The following is an 18410-nucleotide window of genomic DNA, read 5'->3' as shown; positions in this document are numbered from 1 at the left end:
GCGGCCAGCAGGGGCCGCGGAACTGGCTTTGCCAGGCCGCAGGCGCCGTCCCCTGCAAGGGGAAAAGGCATTACATGCAGTGAATGCCGATAGGGGTGAACCTACTTCCCAAGGGGAGAGGGGGCTACACGAAGTGAGCCCCAACAGGGGTGTGCTCAACTTCGCGGCCTGGCATGCCCAGGCGCTCAGCCGACACGTATTGCTGCCGGTACACCTCAAACGGCATGGTGTCCGCAGCTTCAATCTTCTTTTGTTCCTGAACGGAAGCATCGGTCAATGCGGCGAAGTGTGCCAGCTGGCCGGCCGACAACGGCTGCACCTGCAGGATGCCTTGCGTCTTTTCAGACTGCGCCCGGCTGAACCGGATGAAGGAGTTGTCGTGGCTGTCGGCCATGGCGGCCAGCACACGGGCCGAAGGCAAGGTGGACGGGTCCAGCAAAGCGGCGCTGGCCAACGTCAGGGCGTCGCTGTATTGCGTGCCGCCATGCGCGGCGTCAAGCGCCGCCGCGATGGGCGCGCATTGGCCCACCACCTCCGCACCCCAGGCCGTCAGCGTGATCTCATGGCCACCGCGCTTGAGTTTCAGGCCGGGCTCGCGCCCGCGCGCCGCCGTCTGGTGCTGGTTGTGCTTGAGCTCGGCGATTTCCTGGGGCGTGTCGTTCGGGCTGTCGCTGAGCAGGCAGTGCAGCAGGAACACATCGAGGAAACGCATGGTCTGCGCATTGATGCCGACGGGCTCGAAAGGATCCAGGTCCATCAGCCGCACTTCGATGTATTCGACGCCGCGCTCGCGCAGCGCATGCAGCGGCCGTTCGCCGGGGAAGATCACGCGCTTGGGGCGAATGGTGCCGTAGAACTCGTTTTCAATTTGCAGCAGCGTGGTGGCCAGCTGGTTGTAGTCGCCGCCGGGGTTGCGGATGCCCACCGCCTCATAGGCCGGGTAGGGCCGGGTCAGCGCGTCCTGCAGCGAAGCGCCGTAGCCGTCCAGGCTGTTGTAGCTCACGGCAAGCGAAGCCTGCGCGTCGCTCTGGTAGCCCAGGCGGCCCATGCGCAGCGAAGTGCCGTAAGGCATGTACATGGTGCTGTCGCTCAGGGTTTGCAGCTCGTGCTGGCGCCCTTCCACAAACGTGGAACACACCGCGGGCGAGGCGCCAAACAGGTACAACAGCAAAAACGCCTGGCGGCGGAAGTTGCGGATCAGCGCGAAATATTCCTTGCTGCTCACCCCGGGCAGGGACCAGTTGTAGTGAATGCCCGAAATGGTTTGCATGCGCCGGCCGTAACGGTGCGACAGGCCCATGCGGTAAACGCTCTTGGCGCGCCCGACATTGGACGAACCGAAACGGGCGATGGGAATGGTTTCGTCGGTCGGCAGGCCGCAGGGCATGCTGGACACCCAGAGCATTTCGTCGCCCAGCTCTTTCATGGTGCGGTAGGTGAACTGGTGCAGCTCCGTCAGTTCCTGCAGCGTGGCTTCAGGGCTGGCGTGGGCGCCGGTGACCAGCTCAACCTGCGATTCGCTGAAGTCCGTGGTGATGCCCGGATGCGTGAGGGCCGAGCCCAGGGCCGCGGGATGCGGTGTGAGGGCCAGGCCGCCGCCGGGTTTGGCGCGCAGGCTTTCCTTCTCGATACCGCGGCGCATGCCCTTGAGCCGGGCCGGGGTGAGCGCTTTCAGGCGGTCCTGTAGCGCGCCCGCAGGCGCCTGCAACTTGGTCATATCGTCATTCCCCCAGAATCTTGAATTGGCGTGGAAGTTATCACAGCACGGCGCTTTGCGCTGGCGCTTCCGGGCTTGCCAGCACAGCCCGGGTGGGGTCTGGCGCGGGGTCTGTGCAGGCCGGCCGGATTTGGGCCATACACCGCACTTTCCGGGCAGAAATCCGCAGTTTGGTGGCCGGGATGTGGAAAGTGAGCGACGCCGGTGCTCCAAGGTGCAGAACTCCCTTGACTTGTCAGACAAGCTGGACGACGATAAAAAACATTCCGTAACACGGCTGTTTTACCCTTCAATTTCCGCCAAACTCATGGTTTTGCGGTCTTTTAGCCTGAGGCAGCGTAGAGCTTGATCAAAAAATGAAAAAACTGCTAGCCAGCCTTTTCGGCGGTTCAACCCCCGCAGCGTCGCCCAAACGCACAGGCGCGTCCAGCCGGGACAACCCGCTCACCATTGAAGACGGCTCGGACAACGCCACGCGCCGCCACCTGGTGCAGGTGCTGCTGCGCGATGCCATGCGCAAATACGGTATTCCCTTGCCCTGGATCGACTGCCAGATGCTGCTCGTGTCCAGCCGCAGCCGCGGCCCTGGCATGTATGTACGCCTCGTTGTGCGGCATTGGGACGACCGCCTGCTGCAGTACGCCTTCGCCTTCCAGAACGCCCTGATGGAAGAAATCACGCGCTTTGAACCCGGGGCGGCCCAATGGCTGCACGGCATTTCCTGGCAACTGGAAGTGGCTGAGACCTGCCCCAACCCGACCATGCCCGACAAGTCGTATTGGGCCGATCCCGTCCGGCCACCTGCTGGCGCATCGGTTCGCCCGCCACGCAGCGCGCCGCTGGCCTCCCTGGCCCCTCTTCCCGCGGCGGCAACAGCCTCTGCGGCGCCCGTGCCAGCCGCCCCCGTTGTGGCCGCCAGCCTGCCGGCCCAGCCCGCAGCACCGGTGGCACGGCCGGCCCCGGTCTCTGCAGCTGACGCAGACGCCATGAAAGACCTGGAGCGGCTCTTTCGCATCCGCGACCAGGAACTGGGCCAGCCAAGCGACAGCAACTCCGCCGTCGGTTACGAAGCCACACGCCCTTCGCCGCTGTAACGCACCAGGTCCGGCCGGGCCATCAACAGCGCAGCGGGGCAGCTGCTGGTGTACGCTTGCCTGATGAGCCCTCCCGTCACGCCTCCAGGCCCCGCAACCGCCACGCAAGATTCCTCCTTCCTCATCGACTCGCGTTACGCGGTGATGCGGCTCATGGTCACGCTGGCCCTGATGACCGTCGGCGCCTGCGGCATGTATGTGGTGGCCGTGGTGCTGCCCGCAGTGCAGGCTGAATTCAGTGTGACGCGGGCCGATGCCTCCCTGCCCTACACCGCGCTCATGATCGGCTTCGGCGTTGGCGGCGTGCTGATGGGGCGGCTGGCCGACCGCTTCGGCGTCATGGTTCCGTTGCTGATTGGCGCGGTGGGCCTGGGTCTGGGTTTTTCCCTGGCCGCCATGGCCGGCAACATCTGGATGTTCTCGCTGGCCCACGGCCTGCTGATCGGCTTTCTCGGCTCTGCCGCCACCTTTGCGCCGCTGCTGGCCGACACCTCGCTCTGGTTTGTACGGCGCCGCGGTTTTGCCGTGGCGGTGTGCGCCAGCGGCAACTACCTGGGCGGCGCGATCTGGCCGCCCATCGTGCAGCATTTTGTCGAGGCCGTGGGCTGGCGCCAGACCTATCTGTGGCTCGGCCTCTTCAGCTTCGTCACCATGACAGCGCTGGCCCTTTTGATGCGCAAGCGCCCGCCGGTGGCCGTGGCGTCGGCGGTGGGCAACAGCGGCATCGCCGCCACCACCAGCAGCATGCCTTTCGGCCTGACGCCGGGCTCGGCGCAAATGCTGCTGTGCGTGGCCAGCGTGGCCTGCTGCGTGGCCATGGCCATGCCGCAGGTGCACATCGTGTCGTACTGCACCGACCTGGGCTACGGCGCGGCGCGCGGCGCTGAAATGCTGTCGCTGATGCTGGCCTGCGGTGTGGTCAGCCGGCTGGTGTCGGGCGCGATCTGCGACCGCATCGGCGGGCTGCGCACACTGATGCTGGGCTCGGTGCTGCAAGGCGTCGCGCTGCTGCTGTTTTTGCCCTTTGACGGGCTGGTATCGCTTTACGTCATCGCCGCGCTGTTCGGCCTGTTCCAGGGCGGCCTCGTACCGGCTTACGCCATCATCGTGCGCGAATACTTCGAGCCAGCCGAGGCCGGCGCGCGCGTGGGCACGGTGATCATGGCATCCTTGCTGGGCATGGCGCTCGGCGGCTGGATGTCAGGCAAGGTGTTTGACCTCACCGGTTCCTACCATGCCGCCTTCCTCAACGGCATTGCGTGGAACCTGCTGAACTTCAGCATCGCGTTTTTCCTGCTGTGGCGCGTGCGGCGGATGGCGCGGGCGGCCACGACGAAAACCGCGGCGGCCTGAAACAACGCCTTGGTCCTGCCTGGACCGCTATGCTTTTAATAGCTGCTTGCGCTCTTTCTATAAGGGCTGCAGCCATTTTTCCTTAAAATCCCGTCAGGCCAGAACCCGGCACAACCATTGTTCCAGGTCGGTGATTTCCTGTGGGCACACCGAGTGCTCCATCATGTACTCGTGCCACTCGACCGTGTAGCCCATGGCGTTGAGTGCATCACGCGTGGCGGTGGCGCGCGGCAGCACCACCACGCCGTCGCGCGTGCCATGCGCCAGAAAAATGGGTACGTCCTGGTTGGCGGCGCTGCGCTCGGCGGCCGTCTTGTCGGCCAGCGGCAGGTAACCCGACAGGCCCGCAATACCGGCCAGCCGTTCGCCGTGGCGCAGGCCCGTCATGAGCGCCATGGCGCAGCCCTGCGAAAAGCCCGCCACCACAATGCGGCTGGCGGGAATGCCGCGGGACTTTTCCCGGGCGATCAAGGCCTCGATGTCGCCTTGCGACTTGCGCAGCCCGGCCTCGTCCTGCCGGCTGACCAGGTCGGCGCCCAGCAGGTCGTACCAGGCCGGCATGACGTAGCCGCCGTTGATGGTGACCGGAATGCTGGGTGCACTCGGAAACAGGAAACGCACATCGCCCACGCTGGACAAATCCATCTGCTCTGCAATTGGCAGGAAGTCCCGGCCGTCGGCCCCGAGGCCGTGCATGATGAGGACAGTGGCGACGGGCTTGTCGCCGGTCTGGGCTTCAATGACTTCGAGGGGCATGGGGTGACGGGTCCAGGTGGTTGAAGGAACAGATGACGATTGAATGCTGCGGGCTTGAAGCTGCAAAGCATGCCAGCGGGGATTTTAAGACCGGCCTAAGCTGACCCGCGAACAATGGTTTCCGGCAGCGCTGAACACCTGGCGCACAAAGCCTGCTACGGTGTGATGACAAGGTAGCTGGCCAGGCCTTCGCACCTATCGGCAGGCCGCATGAACACAGTGCCAGGCAGCACACTGCGCCGACTTGCTGCCCATCGTTGCAGAAGGAGCACGCTGAAATGAAAACCCTGACCCACAAGGCCGCCTCGGCCGTCCTCGGTGCGCTTATGGCGGGCGGCGCACTGGCCCAGGCAAGCGCCCCCTTGCCGCCGGTGCGCACCGGCGGCCCGGTTGAATACCTGAGCGGCGGCATCGGCGCCGACGAATCCGCAGCGATCCGCAATGCCAGCGGGCAATGGCCGCTGACACTCGAATTTGCCATCAAGGACAAGCAGCGTGCCGACTTCGCGGCCGACGTGAAGGTGCGGGTGCTCGATGCCCGGGGAAATGAAGTGCTTCAGGCCACGTCGGAAGGCCCCTTCCTGCTGGCCCGGCTGGCACCGGGCAGTTATGCCGTGGAGGCGACGCTGGCCGGCCAGACCCAGCGCAGGAAGGTGGACGTGAGGGCAGGCAAACCCTCCAGAGAGGTCTTCCTCTGGGGTGCGGGCGCCGATAAAGCCGCGCCGTAAGCACACCGGGCCTGCCTCAATTTAACGTTTCAAATCAGATCATGCGCAGCGTCACCGAACTGATCCACGCGATAGACGACGGCACCCTGCCGGACGCCGAGCGGCGAAGCTTGCTGGCGGCCGCAACCGGCATCGCCGCCGGCGCCGGGCTGCTGGCTGCGGCCTATCCCTTCGCGGCCAGCCTTGCGCCCTCTGAAGTGGCACGCGCCCAGGGCGGTCCGGTGCTTGTCGATATTTCCACATTGGCGACAGGCGAGCTGCGCACCGTCGCCTGGCGCGGAAAACCGGTCTGGCTGATGCGCCGCAGTGAGGAGATGGTGCGCGCGCTGCAGCAGCCCAATGCGGCATTGGCAGACCCGCAGTCCAGGCGATCCGAGCAACCGAAATCGTGCGCCAACGCGACCCGCTCCGAGCGCCCCGAAATCCTGGTGGCGGTGGGGGTGTGCACGCACCTGGGCTGCTCACCGACCCTGCGCCTGGACGACAGCGCGCTGAATGCCGAGCTTCACGCGCCCGGTGGATTTTTTTGCCCCTGCCACGGCTCCCGGTTTGATCTTGCCGGCCGCGTAGTGAAGAACGTACCGGCGCCGACCAACTTGGACATCCCGGAATACCAGTTCATCGACGCCACCAAGCTGCAAATCGGCCAGACAAGCTAGTGTCACTGCGGCTTGTGCCACAGCAGAGGCTTTGCTAGCATCTGGCGTCAGCATTTTCTGACGCAGGTTGGAGATTCACATGAAGCTCATCATTGCCGCCGTCGCCCTGGCCACTTCGTCCCTGGCGTTTGCCCATAACTGCCCCAACGAGATGAAGGCGATCGACGCCAAGCTCTCCACCAACCCCAAGCTCTCGCCCGCCGACATGACCAAGGTGAAAGAGCTTCGCGCCGATGGCGAAAAGTTTCACAAGGAAGGCAAGCACGACGACTCCATGAAGGCGCTGGGCGGCGCGAAGAAGCTGCTCGGGATTTAAACCGCACAGGCGATCCCGCGGTGCAAGCCGCTGGATCCCAAACAGAAACGGCAGCCCGCAAGCCGGGATGCCGCCGCAATGACCTGCACCGCGATAATTCCCCGCAGGAGAATTGCCACATGACAGTGATGACAACCATGCCGCCCTTGTCGGGGCTGCAGTACTACCAGGTGGACGTGTTTACCCACGAGGCGCTGGCCGGCAACGGCCTGTCGGTGTTTCTGCCCGAAAGCCCCTTGCCGGCGCGCCAGATGCAACGCCTGACCATCGAAATGCGGCAGTTCGAGAGCATTTTCCTCACGCCTGACGGCCCCGGGAACCGCTTCGAGGCGCGCATTTTTACGATGGAGGAAGAGCTTGACTTCGCCGGCCACCCCCTGCTGGGCGCAGCAGGTTTGTTGCATCACCTGCATGCGGGGCATCAGCCTTCTGCTGCCTGGACGCTGATGCTGGGCACACGGGCAGTTGCCATCAGCACCACACGCAAAGAAGGCACACCGGGCACTTACGACGCCAGCATGAACCAGGGCGTGGCCCGCTTCGAGGCAGCCCTCGGCCACGCGGACAGCCTGCCGTTTCTCGCGGCATTCGGGCTGGGCCCGGCGCAGCTGGATGTGCGTTTTCCGCTGCAGGTGGTGTCTACCGGCCTGCCCTATCTGCTGGTGCCCGTGGTCGGCGGCCTGGAGCGCGCAAAAATTGTGCACCCTGACTTTGAGGCGCTGCTGGCCACCGTGGGCGCCAAATTTGCCTATGTGCTGGACGTGTCGGCGCGCGAAGGCCGCACCTGGGACAACGCCGGGCAGGTGGAAGACATTGCCACCGGAAGCGCCGCCGGGCCAGCGGGCGCCTACCTGCTGCGCCACGGCGCGGCGAAGGTGAACGAAGTCATCACGCTCAAGCAGGGGCGTTTTGCCGGGCGCCCCAGCCGCATCACGGTAGAGGTCAATGCAGCCGGCGAGATGCTTGTCAGCGGCGGCGTCGTGGTGCTGGCGCACGGCCGGCTGATTTGAGGGATGGATGGCATCCGTTGGCGCGCCGCTTGCGTACCTTCAGCACCCCCAGCATCTTTGGCAGCTGCGGCCATCGAATCCAGGAAAGATTAGCTTTATGACTGCCCGCCTGATCCATTTGAACCGTGTGCTGAACTGCATGGCCGGCCTGCTCGCTGCCGGCAGCGCGGCGCTGTTGCTGGTATGCACGCCATTGCCGGCAAGTGCAGCGCCCTTTACCGCGGCTGACGAGAAGACGGTGCGCACCGTGGTGCAGGCCCAGCTGGCAGCCTTCGCAAAGGATGACGCAGCCAAGGCGTTTTCTTTTGCGGCCCCCAATGTGCAGAAGGCCGTCGGAACACCCCAGGGATTCATGGCGATGGTGCGCCGCGATTACCCGGTGGTATACCGCCCGGCATCGGTCGCCTTTCTGAAACCCGACGGCAAGAACGACCAGGTGATCCAGCGGGTGCAAATGGCCGATGCCAACGGTGTTTCGTGGCTGGCGGTTTACAGCCTCGAACGGCAAAGCAACAAAGCGTGGCGCATCACCGGGTGCGTGGTGGTCGAAAACAAGGGCCGTATGGCGTAGTACGCCAGTCCGCGGCGCCTGCTGATAACGGTTTTCCCAGAGGCGGGAGCCGTCCCGGGGACAGGCACCATTGCCGTGGCCCGCATTGAAACGCCACGCCAACCGGACGCGTATGCGGCAAAGAGCACCGATACGTGGTTTACAGAGGGTTACCCGCTCCTGCCTGCTGGAGGCTAAGGTGTTTGGTGCTGCTGCGTTTGCGGCATTCCGGACTCAACCCATGAACATGCCCGCCACCTCACTTGAATTCCCGCGTCTGCCGGGGGATCCGGCTTCGCCGTCGCTCAGGGAAAACCTGCAGGCGCCACGCCATGCACAACAGCGTCAGCGTGCCACGCAGCCGCGTGAATCGGCCCTCAAGATCAGGACGCGGTGTCCCGGTTGCCTGTCGGCTTCCCTCTCCGTGGTTTACGAGGAACCGTACGCCGGCGCGGGCGTTCAGGCCTATCTTGCAAGGCACTATGAAGGCCATGCGTCAAGGACTGCCGACGCAGGCGTCTATGCGCTGGCGCGCTGCAACAGCTGCAGCCTGGTCTTTCAGCAACAGGTGCCCGACGACCCCTTGCTCGGCGAGATCTACAACGACTGGGTTCCCGGCACCGAGCTGGACCGCGAGCACCGCAACTACAGCCTGGACGAATACCGCTACCTGGCCGAGCAGGTCCAGTTCATCATTCAATACTTCGGGCTTCCGCCGGGTGAGCTGGATGCGCTTGACTTCGGCTTCGGCTGGGCGCACTGGTCAAAAATGGCCATGGGATTTGGCTGCAATGTGTGGGGTGTGGAGCTTTCCGAGGAACGCGCCCGCCACGGCAAATCCGTGGGGCTGCGAGTCGTCGGCCTGGCCGACCTGCCGGCCAGGAGGTTCCGGTTCATCAATACGGAGCAGGTCTTTGAACACCTGACGGAGCCCAGGCTGGTGCTCGAAAAACTGCGCGATGCCCTGTCAGGAGACGGCGTCATCAAGATCAGCGTTCCCAACGCGGCTGCCGCGCTGAAAAAGATCAGCCAGGGGAAAGATTTCGGCGCGCTGTCGCCCGACGACCAGATGCCCATCGCCCCGCTCGAACACATCAACGCTTTCAGCCATGAATCGCTCGTCGCCTTCGGAAAAGAGTTTGGCCTGAAACCGCTGCGCCCCAAACTCTATCGGCTGTACAACAGCGCCTCGGGCCTGCTTCAGCCCAAAAACCTGGCGCGGGTCATTGCCCGGCCTGTCTACCGGCATATTTTTCCGGGCACTACCTTCATCTATTTTGTGCGCGCCTAGCGCCGCGGCTTCATTTTTGGCGGGCTTGGCCGTAGGACGGCGCCGGAAGACGGTCGAGCGGTGCCACACGGCCTTTAAGATAAAAAAAGGTCGCACCGTATGTCGCGGTCCGGCCTGCTTCAGGGTTGATTCAGAAAGCGAGGCACCCCATGCTGATCAAAAAAACCATCACCATCGCCGCAACGGCCACTGCCATGTTTCTGGCCGGCGGTGTTGTCATCGCTGCACAAACAACAGACGCCGGTGTGAGCACCACGGCCGGGAATCCGGAAGGCGCAAGGCTGGCGAGCCGCTACAGCGCGTTTGCCGGCTCACCCCAAAACGCCGAGTCGCTGGTTGAGGGGCTGCGCACGGGCACACCGATCTCGCTGAGCCCCAGCCCGACCGGACCCAACGCCACCGCGCCGGCCGCAAGCCTTTCGCCGGCCACCGGAAAAATGGGTTACGGCAACATCAACATCGCGCTTGCGCTGGCCAAGACTTCACTGGCCAAACAGGGCATTACCAACCCTACGCCTTCACAGCTCTCAGCCACACTGGGCGGGTTGCTGTCCCAGAAGGCCGACGGCATTGGCTGGGGCCAGATTGCCAACAGCATGGGCGTGAAACTAGGCGCCGTCGTGAGCGCTTCGCACACGTCCAAGAGCGGCAAGAAAGCCAACGACAACATCCATGCCGTTCATGCCAGCAATGTCGCCACGGCCCATGCCTCCAGCAAGGGCCTGGGCACCGGAAAAGAGTCCGGTAAAAGCGGCAGCAACGGCAATGGAGGTCAGGGCGGAGGCAATGGAGGCGGCCACGGCGGTGGTAATGGCGGAGGCAACGGTGGCGGAAATGGTGGAAAGTAACGCGCGCATCTGTTCAACCGCGCGCCGCTAAACCACAAGCACCTGCGCAAGGCTGTCGTATCGCTATCGATTTAATAGCTGCTTGCGCTCGTCCTGTCTGGCCTGCAGGCTCTTTTCCCGTAAGAACAGCAGCCGCCCCCTCAACGCTTGCTCAAATGTTCGCGCAGGCCGGGACACATGCCAGATGGGCCCGATGCAGGCCCGCTTTCGTGTCACTGAAGTCCAGTTGCGCGGGCATCGCGCCAGGCTGGATTCGCGTCATGCCAATACCCTTCTTCGCCGGCAAAAATCATCAATCCGTTACATAAAGAAACATTTAATGAAAATTGACGTTTGCCAAGTGCAAATCCAGCGCAGGCTTCCCGGCGCTGCCAGCGTCTTCGATTGAAAATCCCAACCGCGGCCAGTTCTCGCCTGTAGCGTCCAGGTTGAATACTCACGAAGCACATCACTTTGGCCGCGTTTTCATGAAAAAATTCCGCTTTTAAAGAGCCCTCGGCTTGACTTGCGGACGCCAGTCGTCGACATTGTTAACACTTTGTAACACGCGGTGTTAGCCAAAGACAGAGCGAAAAATACCTCTTGTCAGACAGCTGGCGCCGCAACGCGATGCGGGCACCTCATGAAACTTCAACAGCTCTTTGGACTGAAAAGCCAGCCAAAAACGGCCTCAAGCGCCACCCACCCTGAATCGGAAGTCTCTGTCCCCGGCGACGAACACTCCACCATCGGCGTGCGGCAGCAGCTCATTCAGGTGCTGTTGCGGGACACCGCCCGGCGGGCGGGCATTCCGTCGAACTGGCTGGACTGCCAGATGTTGCTGACCGCCAACCCCACACGCGGCGAAGGCATGTACCTGCGCATCATCATGAAGCAGTGGGACCTGCGCCTGCTGACCTACGCGGCAGCTTTCCAGAAAGTGTTGATGGCGGACATCATGCGTTTTGAGCCGCGCGCCAGTGACTGGCTCCACGGCATTTCATGGCAGCTGGACGGCGGCGACAGCTGCCCCCATCAGGAAATGCCCGACCCGACCATCTGGATGCAAAGCCCCACCCGGCCGCGCAGCGGCTACGCGCCACGTGCGCCCGTGGAACCGGCTGCGCCCGGAGCGCCCGCGCTGGCACAAAGCCCGGCGCACTAGGCGCACCACCGGGCGCCACCGGGGCCCGGCAGCAGGCACCCATCCCGGGTGCGGGCGATGGGCTCAATACGAGCCGATGTAATCTTTTTTGCCGACTTCCACGCCGTTGTGGCGCAGGATGGCGTATGCCGTGGTGGTGTGAAAAAAGAAATGCGGCAGGCCGTAATTCAGCAAATAGGACTGGCCGGTAAAGCGCTTTTCCTTGGGCGTGCCGGCTTGCGTGACGATCTCCCGCGTGGCGGCCCCATCAAATTTCGCCACGTCCAGGCCTTCGACGAAGGCGAGGATGGTGTCAATACGCGCCTGCAGTTCGGCAAACGTCGTTTCCTTGTCTTCGATCTTCGGCACTTCCACACCGGCCAGCCGGGCCGACACGCTCTTGGCGAAATCGCTGGCCACTTGCACCTGGCGCAGCAAGGGGAACATGTCGGGGAAGAGGCGGGCCTGCAGCAGCGCATTCGGGTCGATGTTTTTGGCGGAAACGTGGGCTTCGGCCTTGGCCAGGACGCCCTTGAGGCCACCCAGCATCTGCTTGAAAACGGGAATGGACGTGGTGTAGATGCTGCTGGTCATGAAAAGCTTTCGGTAAAGGAATGGAGATAGCCTGCCGCGCCCTGCGCGCGGCGCCCTGCATTCTCGCCGGATTGCGGCGGGAACGCTTTGCAGCCCGGCAATGGCCTGCGGGGACGGCGAAGCCCTTCGCAAAATAGTATGCTGTCATACCAATTTCCGCCCTCCCCAAAAGGCCCCACCATGAACGCCCCTCTCCCCGCCGCCGCCCGCCAGGCCGTGCAGGCCACCGACCTCGCCGCCCTGCCAATCATTGAAAAATGGGTGTCCTTCGCGTCCGTCTCGCGCGACAGCAACCTGCCCCTTCTTGACTGGACGCAGGCACGGCTTGAGGCACTGGGCATTGAATGCCGGCGCACTTATGACGACAGCGGCAAGAAGGCCAACCTGTGGGCCACCCTGCCCGCCGAAAACGGCGAAACCAAAGTGGGCGGTATCGTGCTGTCGGGCCATACCGACGTGGTGCCGGTGGACGGCCAGCCCTGGGACACCGACCCGTTCGCAGCGCAAATTATTGGCGGCAAGCTCTACGGCCGCGGCGTGACCGACATGAAAAGCTATGGCGCCACCGCGCTCATGATGGTGCCCGAACTGCTCAAGCGCAAACTCAAGCGCCCGGTTCACCTGGCCTTCAGCTATGACGAGGAAGTCGGCTGCATCGGCGTGCGCCGCCTGATTGCAGACATGGTGGAGCAGGGTTACAAGCCTGCGGGCTGCATCGTGGGCGAACCCACCGGCATGCAGGTGGTGATTGCGCACAAGGGCAAGCATGCCTACAAGACGTCGGTGCGCGGTTTTGAAGCGCATTCATCGCTCACGCCGCTGGGCGTGAACGCGGTAGAGATTGCCTGCGAGTTTGTCGCCCATCTCAAGACCATGCACAGGCGACTGGTCAAGGAAGGCCCGTTTGACCCGATCTACGACGTGCCGCATACCACCATCCACACCGGGGTGATTGCCGGCGGCACCGCGCTCAACATCATTCCGCGCGACTGCGATGTGACCTGGGAGATCCGCCACCATCACATGAATTCGCCCGATGCACTGTTCAACGAAGCCAGAGCTTTTGCCGACAGCCTGGTGCCGGCCATGCAGGCGGTGGCGGCTGACACCGGCATCACCCACAAACTCAATTCGGTGCTGCCCGGTTTTGCGACGGAAGCCGACAGCGAAATCGCCCAGTTGTGCTTCAGGTGCGCGGATGTGGATGCCAACTCGGGCGCCGGCAAGGTTTCCTTTGGCACGGAAGCTGCGTTGTTCCACCAGGCCGGTGTGCCGACCATCGTGTGCGGCCCCGGCCATATCGCGCAGGCACACCAGCCGAACGAATGGGTCACGCTGGAGCAACTGGCCTGGTGCGAGCGCTTCATGCGCCGCCTGGCCGACGAGCTCTGCATAAATCCGTCGTGAGCCCGTCCTGAACTGACCACTGCACCCCCTACCTCACCCGAAAGAACACATGATGCAACGCAGAGATTTCCTGGGCACCAGCCTGGCACTGACCGCAGGCAGCGCACTGGCGCAGGCCAACCCCAAAATCGCGCGCATCGTGGTGCCTTTTGCACCGGGCGGCGTGCAGGACATCCTGGCCCGGTCCATCTCCACCGAGCTCGGCCTTGCACTGGGCCAAACCGTGATTGTGGAAAACCGTCCAGGCGCGGGCGGCACCGTGGGCACGGGTTATGTCGCCAAGTCCCCGCCCGACAGCGGTGCGATGGTGCTGGCTGCCGCCAGCCACAACATCGCCGGTACGCTCTACACCAAACTCGCCTACGACCCGCAAAAAGACTTCACGCCCATGGCGCATATCGGCACGGCCGACTATGTGCTGATGATCCACCCCGAGGTGCCCGCCAAAACCGCGGCCGAATACATCCGCTACGCCAAGGCCAACCCGGGCAAGATGAACTACGCGACAGCCGGCGTTGGCAGCGCCACGCATCTTTCCATGGCGTATTTCAACGGCCTGGCTGGCATCGACGTGGTGCATGTGCCGCTCAAAGCCACGGGCGAAGCCATCAATGAAGTGATCTCGGGCCGCGCACAGGCCGTGATTGCCGCCAGCATAGGCGCGCTGGCTTTCGCCAAAGACAGCCGCATCCGGCTGATCAGTGTGACATCACCCAAGCGTTCCAGATACCTGCCTGAAGTCCCCACCATTGCCGAAAGCGGCTTGCCGGGCTACCAGTTTGACTCGTGGTTTGGCCTGCTGGGCCCTGCCGGTACACCTGCAGCCGACGTCAACCGTGTCAACGCGGCCATCGCCAAACTGCTCAAGGACCCCGTCATCCTTGAGCGCCTGGACAAGCAGGGCATCGAACCCCTGGCGTTGAGCAACGCCGACTTTGCCAAACTGCTGGCAGTGGACTACAAGCGCATGGCCGAGGTCGTGAAGGCATCGGGCGCCAAGGTCGAATAGCGCCGGCAATACTTCACCGCTGGCCTATGCCAGCGTGACGCCGGCCACGGAGGCCAGGTATTTTTCCAGCACGGCCAGCTCGGCCACGGTGGGGGCGCCCTTGCCCGCGATGACGGCGTAAATGTGTCCCCTGAAACTGCCGCGCGGGTAGTAGCTGAGATAACCCCAGCCGATCAGCATCTGGCTGCACACACCCGGCGCCAGCGTGGCACTGGCGGTGCCTGCCTGCACCGAATTGATACGCAGCCTCTGCGCACCGGGTGCAGAGGTAAGCGCCATCACGGCAGGCACACCCGCAGTGAGTTTCGTGACGCTGGTCAGCTGCACGGTCTGCCCCGCTGAGTCCACCCATTTGGCATACGGCTGGCTGTTGGTGAAACCCAGGTCCGAGGTGTAGAGCGTCTCGGTCTTTGAGGCCTGGAAAACCACGCCGGTATTGGTGGGCCCCGGAACACTGACCGCGGCAATGGCGAAATGGGGATCTTCAATGTTGTAGGGCACGCGGTTTTTCGGATTGGGCTGGATGCCGGCCATTGGCACTGATTTTTTGCACCAGAAGCCCGCCGTGTCGTAAACACTGTGGTCCGAATACTTTTTGCCGCCAGCGTTGACGCGCATCACCGGCGGCGCCATCGTGCCCATGTTGGGGCCGTCCCTGTTGATCCAGTTGATCATCTCCATGGCATTGCCGGGGCTGGAGCCGTAACCCGAATCCGACACCGCGCGCACCGCCTGCCCGGCCGCGGCGGGCGCACCCAGCAGGTAGTCGGTGTAGCCGTGGGTCATGTCCCATTTGCAGGCGTTGTATTTCGCGATGATGGCCAGCGCGGCATCGGCCAGGCTGGTGGCAGCGTAGGCCACCGGATCGGTCAGCGAGAACACCTTGCGCGGCGGCGGCACCTGGCCCGACAGCTGGCCGCCGCTGGTATAGGTCAGCGTAGCCACCCGATTGGCTGCCGGCGTGAAGGTAAAGGTGTCCTGGCCGTTGGCGCCCGCAGGAATGACAAGGCTGGACTTGCTCAACGTGCCTCCGTTGTTGGAGGCCACCATCAGCGTCACGGGTTGCGCCAGATTGCCGCGGGCATACACCGTAAACGTCAGCGGTGCACCGGCAGGTGAATAGCCAGGACCGTCGTCGTACACGGTGGCCTGCACAATACCCACCGCAGCCTTCATCGGCCCCGAGACCAGCGGCTCGAGCGTGCGGTTCTGGTGCCAGCCCGGCACATGATTGATGGCGTAGTTGTGGATGGGCCAGTGGTTGCCCCCCATCCAGCTATAGACCTCGCAGTTGACCTGGCGCGCATAGTTGACGGCCTGGGCAAACATGGTTTGCCACCGCGTGTCGTCAATCGGCATGCCGATCTCGGTGAGCGCCAGCTTCGCGCCCCGGGCCTGTACCCAGTCGGCCGCAATCTTCAGGCGGTCCATGCCCGTGGAAGCCTTGATGGGGCCGACACCAAAACCCGCGCTGTAGTTCTTGGCGACTTCCGTGTCGTAATCGAAAGAGGCACCGTTGCCGAAGGCATCAAGGTAGACGTGTACTTCATACACGAGGTTGGCGCCTGTGACCGGGAAGCCCGGGTTCTTGGTGCCCAGCGATATGGCCGCGCTGTACTGGTTGCCGCCCACATAAATGGGGTTGACGGGGTCGATGGCCCGGATCGCATTGATGGCGGCTTGTGAATACGCCGCCATGATCGCCAGGTCTTCACCGCCCTTCACGGTTTCTTCATCCGAGGCGATAAGGCCACCCGGCTTGGGCAAATCGTGCGGTTCGTTCATGAGGCCATAGCCGCCGAAGCCAGGGTGGCTCTTCCACTTCGTGGCGGCACGCGCCCAGAAATCCGCAAACTGGGATTGCTTGAGCGTGGCGCCTGCGGTCAGCGAAAAAATTCTCACCTGCACCTGGCTTGCATCGGTGGTGTAGGGCCGCAGCAGCGGGTCGGACGGCACGGTCAGGCCGGTCACCGAGCCGTCCGCCTGGAATTTGAAATCCTGGTAGCGCCCGTAGTTATGGTTGTCGATGATGCACTTCATACCCGCCGCCGCATGGGCATCCAGCACACCGGTGATATAGGCTTCATACGCAGCGTGGAAAACACCCGGATTGCCGATCGCCGCTTTGACCGCAGCGTTGGCCACTGTGTCATGCAGCATGGGCTGCAGCAGCTCCCATTGAATGGGCAGCCTGTTTTTGGTGAAGCCGCAGGCGGCGAGATAATCCACGTCGGCCTTGCGCGGCACGGTGAAATGGATGTTGGTTGCAGAACTCGTGTTACGCCGCAAGCCGGTTTTTGCCCATTCCATGCCGGAGAGATTGGTCCCCATCGTTGGCGAGCCGGCCGCAGCAAGAGGCGCTGCGGCCTGGGCAAGCCGGGCCGTCATGAAAGGCCCAAAGGCGGCCAACGCGCCCGCCGCCACGGCGGCCTGTGAAAATTCACGTCTATGCATCGGGGTGCGCTCCTGTTCGTCCAAAGACCTCAGGTTAAACCCCGTATTGCGGCTTCATTACAGTTTGAATCAACACAGTGTCCCGCTTACATTTCGGCCCCTGTCAGGCCTGACAGGTTACTGCCGCAGTGCAAGCAAGAGACAGCGAGGTCAGCGACAATAGCCGCAGATAAATTCTTTACCGTCATTGCGCCCCGCCCTGGTGCGTTTCCAATGGCGGTTTTAACAGTGCCGTTTGGGTGCAAGGCCCTCCGCCTTGTTACTGATACACAAAGCGGCTTGACTTCATTTCATTCATGACAAAAAGTTTCTTCCGGGCAGCCCTGGTGCTGGGTTTGCTGTCCGCCATCGGCCCTTTCGCCATCGACATGTACCTTCCCGCGCTGCCCTCCATCGGGCACAGCCTGGGCGCCTCCATGGGCGCGGTGCAAGCCAGCCTGATGGCGTTTTTCATCTCCCTCGGCATTGGGCAAATCATCTACGGCCCGGTCTCCGACATGGTGGGCCGCAAGCCGCCGCTGTACTTCGGGCTGCTGCTGTTTGCCGCCGGCAGCATCGGCTGCGCGCTGGCGCCTGACATCCAGACGCTGGTGGTGCTGCGCTTCATCCAGGGCCTGGGCGCCTGCGCCGGCATGGTGGTGCCGCGCGCGGTGGTGCGGGACCTGCATACCGGCCACGACGCCGCGCGCCTCATGTCCCTGCTGATGTTGGTCTTCAGCGTCTCGCCCATCCTGGCGCCGCTGGCCGGCAGCTTCCTCATTGAGGCCTTCGGCTGGCGCAGCGTGTTCTGGGCCGTCACCGTGGCCGCCGCTGCAGGGTTGGTGCTGGTGGCCTTCACTCTGCCGGAAACGCGACCGCCCGAACAACGCGTGGACAGCAGCTTTGGCAGCGCATTGACCGCCTACGGCGTGCTGCTGCGCGACCGCCATTTCATGGGCCTGGTGTTCATCGGCGCTTTCGGCATCTCGAGCTTTTTTGCCTACCTTGCCAACTCGTCCTTTGTGCTGATCAACCACTACGGCCTGACACCGCGCCAGTACAGCATCGCCTTTGCAGTCAACGCAGCCTCCTTCATCGGGGTTTCGCAGTTCACCGGCAAGCTGGCTGCGCGTTTCGGGCTTGTGCCCATCGTGAAAGTGGCCGTGACGGGTTATGCCGCCGTGATGGCCCTGCTGCTGGTGCTAAACCTGGTGGGCATCGAAAGGCTGGACGTGATGATCGCGCTGATGCTGGTGGGCTATGGATTTCTGGGCTTGGTGGTTCCAACCACCGCCGTACTGGCACTGGAAGAACACGGCGCCATAGCCGGCACGGCCTCGGCCCTCATGGGCACCTTGCAGTTTGTCACCGGCGCGGTGGTGATGGCGGTGGTGGGCGTGTTTGTAGACGGCAGCGCCCGCCCCATGGTGGCCGGCATCGCCGGATGCGCCTTGCTGGCGTATGTCACGGCACGCGTGACGCTGGGCGGCAAGCGCGCTGCCACTGCGCCGGCGCACTAGCG

The 18410-nt window shown here is 63.5% G+C and carries 18 protein-coding genes; 13 read left to right on the top strand and 5 right to left on the bottom strand.

What is annotated here, in order from left to right; translation table 11 throughout:
- Window positions 1-124: 124 nt before the first annotated feature.
- Window positions 125-1717 (bottom strand): glutamate--cysteine ligase, encoded by a 1593-nt coding sequence (gshA, locus tag AC1D13_RS01770; RefSeq protein WP_477688827.1) that lies wholly within the window; start codon window positions 1715-1717, stop codon window positions 125-127.
- Between the two features lie 356 nt (window positions 1718-2073).
- Here gshA and AC1D13_RS01765 point away from each other — a divergent pair, with 356 nt between their 5' ends.
- Complete coding sequence (locus AC1D13_RS01765; protein ID WP_477688826.1) at window positions 2074-2811, top strand: hypothetical protein; 738 nt, start codon at window positions 2074-2076, stop codon at window positions 2809-2811.
- A 63-nt stretch (window positions 2812-2874) separates the two neighbouring features.
- Window positions 2875-4164 carry an MFS transporter gene (locus AC1D13_RS01760; RefSeq protein WP_477666343.1) on the top strand — a complete coding sequence of 430 codons (1290 nt, stop codon included), beginning with the start codon at window positions 2875-2877 and terminating at the stop codon, window positions 4162-4164.
- Window positions 4165-4257: 93 nt separating this feature from the next.
- On the opposite strand, the gene AC1D13_RS01755 is transcribed toward AC1D13_RS01760, so the two are convergent.
- The gene (locus AC1D13_RS01755) at window positions 4258-4920 is read right to left on the bottom strand and encodes an alpha/beta hydrolase (RefSeq protein WP_457279168.1); all 663 of its coding nucleotides are present in this window, start codon (window positions 4918-4920) and stop codon (window positions 4258-4260) included.
- A gap of 278 nt (window positions 4921-5198) precedes the next feature.
- Between AC1D13_RS01755 and AC1D13_RS01750 the strand changes: the two genes are divergently transcribed.
- From AC1D13_RS01750 to AC1D13_RS01720, 7 genes are all read left to right on the top strand, one after another.
- A complete protein-coding gene (locus tag AC1D13_RS01750; RefSeq protein WP_477688825.1) occupies window positions 5199-5648 on the top strand; it encodes a carboxypeptidase-like regulatory domain-containing protein in 450 nt (149 codons plus the stop codon).
- 41 nt (window positions 5649-5689) lie between these two features.
- Window positions 5690-6307, top strand: coding sequence for a ubiquinol-cytochrome c reductase iron-sulfur subunit (gene petA / locus AC1D13_RS01745; RefSeq protein WP_477688824.1), 618 nt, complete (start codon window positions 5690-5692; stop codon window positions 6305-6307).
- A gap of 79 nt (window positions 6308-6386) precedes the next feature.
- Window positions 6387-6623 (top strand): hypothetical protein, encoded by a 237-nt coding sequence (locus AC1D13_RS01740; protein ID WP_457279171.1) that lies wholly within the window; start codon window positions 6387-6389, stop codon window positions 6621-6623.
- A gap of 119 nt (window positions 6624-6742) precedes the next feature.
- Window positions 6743-7633 (top strand): PhzF family phenazine biosynthesis protein, encoded by an 891-nt coding sequence (locus tag AC1D13_RS01735; RefSeq protein ID WP_477688823.1) that lies wholly within the window; start codon window positions 6743-6745, stop codon window positions 7631-7633.
- Window positions 7634-7730: 97 nt separating this feature from the next.
- Window positions 7731-8204 (top strand): DUF4864 domain-containing protein, encoded by a 474-nt coding sequence (locus tag AC1D13_RS01730; RefSeq protein WP_477688822.1) that lies wholly within the window; start codon window positions 7731-7733, stop codon window positions 8202-8204.
- A 220-nt stretch (window positions 8205-8424) separates the two neighbouring features.
- Window positions 8425-9474: a class I SAM-dependent methyltransferase gene (locus AC1D13_RS01725; RefSeq protein WP_477666340.1), complete on the top strand. Its 1050-nt coding sequence runs from the start codon at window positions 8425-8427 to the stop codon at window positions 9472-9474.
- A gap of 149 nt (window positions 9475-9623) precedes the next feature.
- Window positions 9624-10322, top strand: coding sequence for a hypothetical protein (locus AC1D13_RS01720; RefSeq protein ID WP_477666339.1), 699 nt, complete (start codon window positions 9624-9626; stop codon window positions 10320-10322).
- 212 nt (window positions 10323-10534) lie between these two features.
- Here AC1D13_RS01720 and AC1D13_RS01715 read toward each other — a convergent pair whose 3' ends face one another.
- Window positions 10535-10762, bottom strand: a complete 228-nt coding sequence (locus AC1D13_RS01715; protein WP_477688821.1) for a hypothetical protein — start codon at window positions 10760-10762, stop codon at window positions 10535-10537.
- Window positions 10763-10944: 182 nt separating this feature from the next.
- Here AC1D13_RS01715 and AC1D13_RS01710 point away from each other — a divergent pair, with 182 nt between their 5' ends.
- A complete protein-coding gene (locus AC1D13_RS01710) occupies window positions 10945-11466 on the top strand; it encodes a hypothetical protein (protein WP_457279177.1) in 522 nt (173 codons plus the stop codon).
- Window positions 11467-11529: 63 nt separating this feature from the next.
- Here the strand turns inward: AC1D13_RS01710 and AC1D13_RS01705 are convergent, their stop codons facing one another.
- Entirely contained in the window at window positions 11530-12039 is a 510-nt protein-coding gene (locus AC1D13_RS01705; protein ID WP_457279178.1) for a DUF1993 domain-containing protein, read from the bottom strand.
- A gap of 180 nt (window positions 12040-12219) precedes the next feature.
- On the opposite strand from AC1D13_RS01705, the gene argE reads away from it, so the two are divergent.
- Entirely contained in the window at window positions 12220-13446 is a 1227-nt protein-coding gene (gene argE / locus AC1D13_RS01700) for an acetylornithine deacetylase (protein WP_477688820.1), read from the top strand.
- Window positions 13447-13495: 49 nt separating this feature from the next.
- Entirely contained in the window at window positions 13496-14455 is a 960-nt protein-coding gene (locus AC1D13_RS01695) for a tripartite tricarboxylate transporter substrate binding protein (RefSeq protein ID WP_477688819.1), read from the top strand.
- Between the two features lie 24 nt (window positions 14456-14479).
- Here the strand turns inward: AC1D13_RS01695 and AC1D13_RS01690 are convergent, their stop codons facing one another.
- On the bottom strand, window positions 14480-16909 hold the full coding sequence (locus AC1D13_RS01690) for a cellulase family glycosylhydrolase (protein ID WP_477688818.1): 2430 nt from the start codon (window positions 16907-16909) through the stop codon (window positions 14480-14482).
- A 296-nt stretch (window positions 16910-17205) separates the two neighbouring features.
- On the opposite strand from AC1D13_RS01690, the gene AC1D13_RS01685 reads away from it, so the two are divergent.
- Window positions 17206-18408 (top strand): multidrug effflux MFS transporter, encoded by a 1203-nt coding sequence (locus AC1D13_RS01685; RefSeq protein ID WP_477671493.1) that lies wholly within the window; start codon window positions 17206-17208, stop codon window positions 18406-18408.
- The last annotated feature ends 2 nt before the right edge of the window (window positions 18409-18410 follow it).

This window comes from Polaromonas sp. P1_E12 (assembly GCF_056405975.1).
This window is presented reverse-complemented; position numbering and strand designations above follow the sequence as displayed.